General features: G+C 36.1%; 9 protein-coding genes. 2 read left to right on the top strand and 7 right to left on the bottom strand.

Features of this window, described 5'->3' with window-relative positions; translation table 11 throughout:
• Positions 1-82: 82 nt before the first annotated feature.
• The 5 genes from cls to FD26_RS10010 all read right to left on the bottom strand — a co-directional run bounded on the left by cls (position 83) and on the right by FD26_RS10010 (position 6,453).
• Complete coding sequence (cls, locus tag FD26_RS10030) at positions 83-1,549, bottom strand: cardiolipin synthase (RefSeq protein WP_057868288.1); 1,467 nt, start codon at positions 1,547-1,549, stop codon at positions 83-85.
• Positions 1,550-1,711: 162 nt separating this feature from the next.
• The gene (locus tag FD26_RS10025) at positions 1,712-2,410 is read right to left on the bottom strand and encodes a zinc metallopeptidase (protein ID WP_057868287.1); all 699 of its coding nucleotides are present in this window, start codon (positions 2,408-2,410) and stop codon (positions 1,712-1,714) included.
• A gap of 5 nt (positions 2,411-2,415) precedes the next feature.
• Entirely contained in the window at positions 2,416-2,865 is a 450-nt protein-coding gene (locus FD26_RS10020) for a hypothetical protein (protein WP_057868286.1), read from the bottom strand.
• 30 nt (positions 2,866-2,895) lie between these two features.
• On the bottom strand, positions 2,896-5,688 hold the full coding sequence (locus tag FD26_RS10015) for a YhgE/Pip domain-containing protein (RefSeq protein ID WP_235526722.1): 2,793 nt from the start codon (positions 5,686-5,688) through the stop codon (positions 2,896-2,898).
• A 9-nt stretch (positions 5,689-5,697) separates the two neighbouring features.
• Positions 5,698-6,453, bottom strand: a complete 756-nt coding sequence (locus FD26_RS10010) for an alpha/beta hydrolase (RefSeq protein ID WP_057868285.1) — start codon at positions 6,451-6,453, stop codon at positions 5,698-5,700.
• Between the two features lie 69 nt (positions 6,454-6,522).
• Here FD26_RS10010 and FD26_RS10005 point away from each other — a divergent pair, with 69 nt between their 5' ends.
• On the top strand, positions 6,523-7,218 hold the full coding sequence (locus FD26_RS10005) for a ribonuclease H family protein (RefSeq protein ID WP_057868284.1): 696 nt from the start codon (positions 6,523-6,525) through the stop codon (positions 7,216-7,218).
• Between the two features lie 278 nt (positions 7,219-7,496).
• Here the strand turns inward: FD26_RS10005 and FD26_RS10000 are convergent, their stop codons facing one another.
• The gene (locus tag FD26_RS10000) at positions 7,497-8,471 is read right to left on the bottom strand and encodes a DUF1002 domain-containing protein (RefSeq protein ID WP_075887296.1); all 975 of its coding nucleotides are present in this window, start codon (positions 8,469-8,471) and stop codon (positions 7,497-7,499) included.
• 172 nt (positions 8,472-8,643) lie between these two features.
• Here FD26_RS10000 and FD26_RS09995 point away from each other — a divergent pair, with 172 nt between their 5' ends.
• Positions 8,644-9,699 carry a D-alanine--D-alanine ligase family protein gene (locus tag FD26_RS09995; protein WP_057868282.1) on the top strand — a complete coding sequence of 352 codons (1,056 nt, stop codon included), beginning with the start codon at positions 8,644-8,646 and terminating at the stop codon, positions 9,697-9,699.
• Positions 9,700-9,756: 57 nt separating this feature from the next.
• Here FD26_RS09995 and FD26_RS11350 read toward each other — a convergent pair.
• The coding region (locus FD26_RS11350) for a hypothetical protein (RefSeq protein WP_235526721.1) at positions 9,757-9,982 on the bottom strand (226 nt) is incomplete at its 5' end.

Raw genomic sequence — 9,982 nt, 5'->3', positions numbered from 1 at the left:
GCCATCAACTTGATTTGACGAACAGCCCTAGTTGGTTACCACTAAAATGGTTTCCAACCAGGCGTTATTTAGTATTTTTAAGTTAAAGAATTGGCGATAATAATCTTGAGAAGCGTTGTTTGAAGTGCAGCCACATACCTTGTTCTTTAATCATTTCAGGTGTTAATAGCAAGGAATCTTTCATATCATTTTCAAATGAACGGGCGATCTTATGGGCTACCTGAGAATCATAAATGAAGGCGTTAGCTTCAAAATTCAGCGAATAGCTTCTGAAATCATGATTCATAGAGCCAACGGAACAAATCTTGCCATCAAAAACGGAAGTTTTGGCGTGCAAAAATCCTTTCTGATAGCTGTAAATCTTAATGCCATAAGATGTAAGTAAATTAGCATAATATTGCGTAGCACGATAAATAAAGGGATGATCGGGCATACATGGAATCATGATCCGGACATCAACTCCTGAACGAGCAGCAATTGTTAAAGCTGTGAACATAGGATCGTCAGGAACCAAATATGGCGATTGGATCCAAACACTCTTTTTAGCACTGACAATCATGTCGATAAAGCCATCTTTTAAGATTTCATCACGACTATCTGGTCCGTCAGTAATAATTTGAATTGGCAAATTAGCGTCAGAATTGAATTTATCAGATGGGAAGTATTTTTCCAAGAAGGCCAAAGGTTCAGCATCTCGATCTAATGAAGCATTCCAATCACGGAAGAACCGCTCCTGCAACAGTAAAGTGGCTGCTCCGAAAATTCGTGAATGAGTATCACGCCAGTAACCAAACTTTTCAGTTACATTGACATATTGATCTCCGACATTAAAGCCACCGATCCAACCAGTAGTACCATCAATTACAACGATTTTACGGTGCAAGTGATAATTCAAACGTGTTTTAGCAATGACGTTTTTTGAAGTAATAAAAGGCAAAACTTCTCCACCAGCAGCTTTAAACTCTTTGAAGTAACTAGGCTTCGTGCCGCCAGATCCCCATGGATCATAGAGCAAACGAACCTCTAATCCTTCTTTAGCTTTTTGAGTTAATAGTTTTAAAAATTCATCGGCAATATTACTTTTGATGAAGGCATAGTATTCAACATGAACAGTATCAGTAGCATTACGCACATCTTCGAATAACTTTTCGAACTTTTCCTTTCCATCAAAGAAAAGCTCGATCTCGTTATGACGCGTTAAAGGAGCTTCCTCGGTTTCATTGAAGAAACGAATGATATGGTCAGCATATCTTGTTTCATCGTATCGTGAAGCATTCTGAGGACGCTTTTGAGCAGCTATGGCCATTCTCTTCAACTGACTTAAACTGTAATGCTCTTGTTTACTAATATTAAATATCTTATCTTGAGCAATTCCCCGACCTAAAAAGGCGTAAATAAGGAATCCCACAATTGGCAATAGAACAAGAACTAAGATCCAAGCCCAAGTAGTAACGATATTACGTGGTCTATGGAAAACAGTGATAAGAGCTGAAACAGTATTGATAACTAAAATAATGAGAATTAGCCAGATGATCCAAATATCAATCATAAAATAAATTCCCCTCTATTATTTTTATTAGAAATTTTACTTCAAAATACTAATAAAATCTAATTTAAGCCTTAATTGGGGGAAAAGTTATTTTTAATCAATAAAAAAAATCCATCTAATTGCCAATTCAGTGGCAAATAGATAGAGCTTTTTGTTTTCTTGTTAATTGCGATTATCGCCAAAGATAATAATCAGTCGCAATAGTTGCAATGCAGTTGAGATAGCAGCAGCCACATATGTCAAAGCAGCTGAGAATAAAACTTTTTTAACCATTGGAACTTCATCGCTATCTAATAAATCTCCAGAACTGAGTATTTTGATAGCTCTACCAGAAGCATTAAATTCTACTGGCAAAGTAACGACTTGAAATAAGACTACTAAAGCGAATAACCAAATTCCAATTGTGATTAAGGTGTGGTTCATTCCTAAAAGGGCACCGACAATAATCAAAGGAATTGAGGCATTAGATCCTAAGTTAACAGCTGGTACTAAAGCAGCTCGAACCCGCATCGGAGCGTAACTAGTTTGATCTTGAATCGCATGTCCACATTCATGGGCAGCTACACCGATAGCAGCAACAGAAGTCGAGTCATAGGTTGATTCAGAAAGGTTCAATGTCTTGTTGCCAGGATTGTAATTATCAGTTAAATTACCGCTGACCTTGTTGATCTGAATACTTTGAAGGCCGGCATTATCTAAGATAAATCTAGCAGCATCGGCACCACTTACGCCATGGTGACTAGTAAATTGATCATATTTTTTGAAATTATGATTGACGTACCATGATGCCCATAAACTAATAACTAAACCAATGATTATTAGTAAATAGCTGGGACCAAAACCGTAACCATATCCATACATAGATGTTAACTCCTCTTTAATATATTGTTATTGGAAACATTATATCCATTATTTGTGAAGTTTTCTTGAACTGTATGATCTAATTGATTAATTTCGATTGTCTCTAGATTGATTTGATCCTTAACGAAAGTTAACAAGCGTCTAGAAATTTCTTGTTTTTCAGTATCAGACAAGTTTTTGAAAGTAATCATTAAAGCGGCCTGATGTTTTTCTAAATCTAAATCGCTCAGAGAAATCAACGCTACTATTTGATCAGAATGCTTTTTTTGAATGCACCAGTAAATACCATCATTACGCATGATTGTTTTAGCGGTGTCAGAAATATATTCGGTAGTTGGGTCGATATCTTCATTCAAAAATTCACTGACTTCCTTAAGATTGAAACGAGTAGGAAAGTCCCAGAAAAAATTTTCGGTAATGAAAGGTCGATAAGATTTCATTTTTACATCTGTCATTAAAATTCTCTCTCCCTTTAACAAATAAAATTATTCAATGATCATACTCTTCTTGGCACTCTTATGCAGCTTGTGCATCAATGGTTTTAGCTTCTCAGTAGTTAAGAGGCCAAGTAGATAGAACACTACGCCAAAGGCTACTAATATGATAATATCTTTTGTCGCGTTAGGCCAATATATTCCCCCGACTGCTTCACGAATCAAATTAACCGCATAGGTAAACGGTAGGTACGGATTAATGAAGCGGAAGAATCCATCGGAAAGGACAACCGGGAAGTTACCACCGGCACCGGAAATTGATAGCACCAGAATGATAATCCCTAATCCTTTACCAACAGTACCAAACATTTGTACCAGCGAGTATAGAATTGAAATGAAGACGAAGCTGACCAGCATACAAAAGACGACTAACCAGACTTTCTCTTTAGTATAAGCGTGAATAATGAAGAGGTTACCAAGTGCGGCTGCAATAGCTTGCAATTGATTTAAGAAACCAAAAGTTAAATAACGTCCATTAAATCTTTGCTTGAAACTGTAACGATACTTTTGACGATCGTTTAGTTGGAAGTGAACGGTGAAGACACTGGATAGTAGCAAAGCACCAACCCAGATACACAATGCCAAGTAGAATGGGGCACTAGCAGAACCATAGTTAGGAACGTCGTAAAGATTCTCTTGCTTTAATTTAACTGGATTAGAGAAGAAATCAGATTCCTTATTGGCATCAGATTTCATTAGTTTAATTAAAGCCTTAAGATCAACGTTCTTCTTTCCTTTTCTGAGCAGCTTAGCAGAATGATGAATGTCTTTCTTTAACTGTGGCCAATCGTTTTGAGCAAAGTCATTAGCAGTTGAAAGAGCCTGTTCTAATTCAGGAGTCTTGGAATTGACTAAGTTTAAAGTAGTTGTCAATTCATTTTCAATTTGTGGCAATTGATATTGAACGAAGAAAGTAGCAGTAGACAATTTCTTCTTCAAAGTAGGGTAATCAGTATTATAAAAATCATTGACTAAATTAATACCAGTAGTGATGTTACTCATATTGCCATTCAACAATTGATTAGCATCGTGGATTTCATTACCAACAGCAGGCAATTGCTTTTGATATTTCTGTAAATAAGTCAAAGCAGTTTCTAGTACACCTTTGGTATTATTCAACAGACCTGGGATGGCCGGAATAATATTGTTATTGACTTGGCTCAAAGTAGAACCAGCATCTTTAAGGAAAGTACTGATGTCGTTGATAGTGCTTGAAACGCTGCTCATGATATCAAGATCTTTGATATCAGAAACACCATCGGCAATCTTATCAGCTTGTGTTTGAAAGCTAGAAATCTTGCTTTGAAGCTGAGTTGTATCTAAATCGTCGTAATTATTTAAGATATCGTTAGCTTTAGAAGCTAAAGTATCATTTAAAGTAGCTAAATCGTTTAAGTGTTGAATTGGCGTATCAAAGATAGTTGTCTTATCGTGTCCTAATTGATCGGCAAGGTCATTGTAGAAGTCCTGTAGATCTGATAGCGAGGAAGCTATCTGACGACTAACTTGAGCCAATTGAGTAGCATCTGAAGCTACATTTTGAAGAACAGTTTTAAGTTGTTGCTTTAATTCCTGATTCTTAGGATCAGCTTTGATCTTATCAATCAAAGTGTTCATGTTGCTGAGCGAGGTGCTAATTTGCTTAGCAATGTTGTAAATCATTGAAAGTCCAGTATCAACAGTTGTTTTAATAACTGGCAAAGCTTGTTGAATCTTAGGAATCAATTCATTATTTGCTTTATTAGTTGCATTTTCAGCATCTTCACCTAACTTTTGAATGTCAGGCATAACGTTTTGAACTTTGTTGACAACTTGAATCCCATTTTCTACTTGAGTAATACTTGTATCCATCAAGTTAGAAATTTTGCCAAAGTCATTGTCGATTTCATTGATTTGAGAACCAGCACTTTGAATTTCTGGGATTTTTCCTTGTAGATCCTTAGCAGCAGTACCGCCAGCATCAGCTAGTGGCAAGAAGTTGTTTAAATTAACTAATTTTTGAGCGTCTTGATTTAGCAAAGGAAGGTAGCCGTACATATCATTGGCTTGCTGTAATTTTTGATTCAGATTAGGAACGATGGTGTTTGCTTGTTGAACTTTATCCATAATATCTTGGAGTTCAGGCAAATTGTCATCAGTTGTTATCAGCAATGAGGATAGACGTCTTAACATAGGTAGATTTTGTTGCAAGTCGCCACCAGATTTGTTCAAAGCTTTTGTAATTGTTTTACTGATAGTTCCAACGAATTCATCAGAAATCGTGTTTTGTAAGGTCGTTGCCCCCGACTCGGTTAGCTTCGGGGCCACGGCATTTATTTTCTGATTAACCGAGAATACTAAGGTAGGCTTTTTGATGTTTCCTGATAAGAAACTTAGGATATCTTTGGAGAAGTTCTTAGGTAAATAAATACCCGCATAGTAAGAACCATCTTTGACACCTTGATCGAGTTGTTTCTTGGAATCGACGAAAGTCCAACCTAATTTTTTGTTTTTCTTTAAATTAGCAATAAGTTGATCACCAATTTCAATCTTCTGACCTTCAAGTTCTACGGCCTGATCATCAGAATAGACGGCAACTTTTAAGTTACCAGTATTTGAATATGGATCCCATAGAGCCCAAACATTAAACCAACAGTATAGGCATGGCAAAATAATTAATGCCAACATTAGTAATGTCGCGGGTTTTGATTGCAAAGTTCTTTTTATATCTAATCGGAATAGCTCCCAAGCTTTGATAGAAATCCCCTCCAAATCTCTCTTAAAAACTAAATGACGCATTGTCATTATATAACGTTACGATAACGGATTGTAGTAAATGAATCCGTTAACAGTATCTAAAATCTCAGAATCATCGTGAAGCATAGAGTGTTCAGCATTGGAGCCCTTGATTAAATATTCGTTATATTCTTTAACACGAGGCTTAAGAATATAAGAAATTGATTTGGCCGATGTAACGGAAATATATTTATCGCTATTGGACTGATCGCCTACATTACCAAAAATATTTAAAACTCGTAGATCATCTGAAATATTATTTCTATTCATAAAAATTCTAAAATAAGTTGGACTCATAAAAGCAGGGCGACCGTTTGGTTCAATGCGGTTAATATTGGGAAGATCCCCTAAACCTAAAATTCCATTGAATGGCCCTGCTATGAGAACTAATTTTTTTAGTCGTGGAATATATGGACGCATTTTTTCCCTCAAATTGACTAAAATGAGGGTTACAGCCCCAAGTGAGTGACCGATGGCGTCATATGTAGTAAATTCATGTTTTAATCGTAAATCAAATAAGAGTTTTACTAACCAATATCCCATTTGGTTACTGCCAACCCACTTGTTTTGAAAAACTACCTGAACAATTGGATGCTCGTCATCCGTCCAGACGCCTTCGTATGTGACTTTGCCACGCCAATTAATAATCGCTTTGAGAAATTGATTTTTTTTCTTACCATTACATTCCAAAGCAGACTCAATCATTTTTTGGGTCGTATAATCTCCACCCCGAAAACCATGGATATAGAGAATCGGCCATTGCCCTTTTTTCATAAATTCACCCCAACAATATATTATTATATAATTATTATTGAGAAATATTAACCAAATGGGGTATGACAATTGCAAAAATATTATGCAGTACGACGTGGAAAGAAACCAGGAATCTATTTAACCTGGCCAGAATGTAAGGCTCAAGTCGATGGATTTGCCGGTGCACGGTATAAAAGTTTTCTTTCACGAGCAGAAGCGGAAGCCTTTCTCGAGGGAAAAGATTCTTATAATAAGAAAACAACAACGCACAAAAAATCGTCAGCAACAAAAGTATCAGATATAAATGATTTTGATGTAGTCGTTTATACTGATGGCGGGTCTAGAAACCATGGAAATTTTAAGGGCGGTCACGTTAAAACTTCGGATAAAGCCGCTTGGGCCTATCATATCAGTAATCATGGTCAAACATACGAAGGAACAAATGGTGAATTTGGTGCAACTAACAACCGTATGGAGATAATGGCCCTAATTCAGAGTATTATTCGATTAAATGACTTAAAAATCAATCAACAAAATACGATATTTGTCTTAGATTCACAATATGTTTTGAATGCTATTACCAAAAATTGGTTGACAGGTTGGAAGAAACGTGGCTATAAAAAGGCTGATGGCAGCGTTCCAGCCAACGTTGAATTGTGGAAACAATTGGATAGTTTGTTGCCAACCGTTCCTCAAAAAACATTCGAATGGACCAAGGGACATGCTACTAATGTAGGGAATAATCGAGTAGACGAACTTTTGAATGAGACCATGGATAAAATGTAGGTTTTATAAAGAGTGCTTAAAAATGTCGCCTGCCACAAAAATCACAATTTGACTGGAATGCCGTGGGCACGACTTGGAAATTATGTTACAGGCTAGTGTAACTGTTGTATATTTCAGACATTTAAATACAAAAATAGCTAATGACTTTTTTATTATAGTCATTAGCTATTTTTATATAAATTTGAATTTTGTAGCAGGTTTAAAGCCAATAATACCACCACGTTCCAGACCATTCCTAGCGTAGTGGAAGATGGCATTTTTTAATACACTAAGCAATTTTAGTTTGTACTGTTATTATTGCCACCGAACAAACCGCTGAAGAATGAAACGATACTGTCCCAAATCTTTTGTAAGAAATTACGATTTTCTTGAGTATTTAAATTGTTGAAAACGTTTTTAGCTTTACTCATGATATCGCTACTTAGTTTAGAAGCTTGTTCTTTAAAGTTAGAATTCTTCAAGGCACCGGAATCTCTAATTTGAACCATCAAATTAATGATCTGTTGTTTTTGATTATCGTTGATAATATTTTGTAAATTGTTCTTTTGTAGGTTGTTGTTAACAATAGTAGTAATTTGGTTAACTGTAATGTTGTCACCCTTTTGGGCAATGTCTGATTTCATTCCGGCAACCGCATTGTTTAATTGCTTATCAGAATAACCATCAGTACCCTTATTAGCATCAGTAATGCCACTTAAGACACCCATTTCTTTTTGAGCAGCATTAACTTGGCTTTGATTCAATGAATCGCCACTATTAGCATAAGCAGCATAGATACCTGCTAAAGCACCAGATCCATCAATTGCTGTAGCTGAAGTTACATAGATGTTGGCATCACTGATACCAGCGGTAACAGCAGCGTTTCGATATTGGTCAGCTGTAATGGTAGTAATGTTATTTTTACCATTGTAGTCAACGATTTTTACATTGATACCAGAGCCAGATGAAGTTTTTTGAATTAAAGCAGAAGACCAAACACCAGAGTTGCTAGTGAAAGAATTGCCACTTGGATTCAAGTATTTAACTAGAGTATCGCCGTTAACAGTAATTGTTTTGTAATTACTGCTGTTATTGAGTTGTGAAGATAAAGCACTGATTGTTCCTTGACGTTGGTCATCAGTTAGCGATGTTCCCAAGGTCATAACTGGTTGATCATTAAGATCATCAGCTTTAACAGATTGCGCTGAAAATACTCCCAGCGTGATTACAGATATTAAACCTAATAAAATGATATTTAACTTTTTCAAGGTCATATCCTCCTTATATTGACAATTAAACCAAAAATATGTGAAAAATTCGAGAATTTCAGCTAAATTTCTTTAAATCTTAAATTCTGAAATGGTTTTTTCGCCTGTATTATGCTATTCTGTAGGTTCTAGGATTTACGCTTAAGTAATTAAATTAAAAAGGATTAGGTGAAACACAATGAAAATTGTCGTTCTTTCAGGTGGAAGAAGTACAGAAAGAAATGTTTCTTTATCTTCCGGAGTTAAAATCACCAACGCACTACGCAGTAAGGGTTATGAAGTCGCATACGTTGATTCATTTTTAGGTAAGGATATCGAAGAAGATAAAATTGATGATCTTTTCACGACTGAACCAGAGAGTGAAAGCAAGTTAGTTATTGACGATGAGGTTCTTACAGATGCTAAGATCAACGCACTTCGTACCGATGGTACTAGAGGATTGCTTGGTAAAAATGTTTTAAAGATCTGTCAACACGCTGATATTGTCTACATGGGACTACACGGTGAAGACGGTGAAAATGGTAAGATGCAAGCTGTATTTGATGTCTTTGATATCAAATATACAGGTAGTGGATCATTAGCTTCAGGTCTTGCTATGGATAAAAAATATTCTAAAGAAATTTTTGTTCAAAATAAAATTCCAACCGCTAAATATACAACAACTAAGACAGCTAAGGTTTTGTCCGAGGATATTCCATTCAATTATCCAATGGTTGTAAAGCCTTCTAATGGTGGTTCAAGTGTTGGTACCCATATCGTTAATGATGCAACTGAATTAAGAGAATCAGTTGCAGATGCTTTGAGATTTGACGATGAGGTTTTGATTGAGGAATACATCAAGGGACGTGAGTTCTCCGTAGCTATCGTCGACGGCTTGGTATTGCCAGCTGTTGAAGTTACTGTTGATACTGGTTGGTATGATTTCCAACATAAGTTCCAAGCTAATAATGTAACGCATTTTATTACACCTCCAGATAATTTGGATGATGAAATTCATGCAGGAATGCAGGCTTTAACAAAGAAGACTTTTGAGGCATTAGGCATGAGCAATTATGGTCGTGTTGACTTCTTACTTCGTGATGGTCAACTGTATGTTATGGAAGCTAATACCCTACCAGGTATGACTCCACTATCATTGATGCCAAGAGAAGCCGAAGCTGCAGGTATCTCATACCCTGATTTATGTGAAAAAATCATTAAGAGTAAAATTCAATATTACAAAGATCAAAAGTAATATAAAAAATTAAGTTTCAAATAAGGATGTCAAGTTTGGTTATAGCGTGAGTATTTTTTAATTCCCGTCCTCCACAAAAAGTGGGAATGCTGTTGGAACGCTATGGGCCGGTTCGAAACTAATTATTTTACACTTCGTGCAAAATAATGGATTTCCAAACTCGGCCTCATTGTAACCGGCAAAGCCGCTAACAATGATCTCATAGCTGAACGCATTTCCACTTTTTGCTCCGGACTGACTCCTACGTTGTTCATTAACTACTGTAAAATTTGAATAGCAGATA

It is taken from the genome of Companilactobacillus crustorum JCM 15951, from assembly GCF_001434585.1.
Taxonomy (GTDB): domain Bacteria; phylum Bacillota; class Bacilli; order Lactobacillales; family Lactobacillaceae; genus Companilactobacillus; species Companilactobacillus crustorum.
This window is presented reverse-complemented; position numbering and strand designations above follow the sequence as displayed.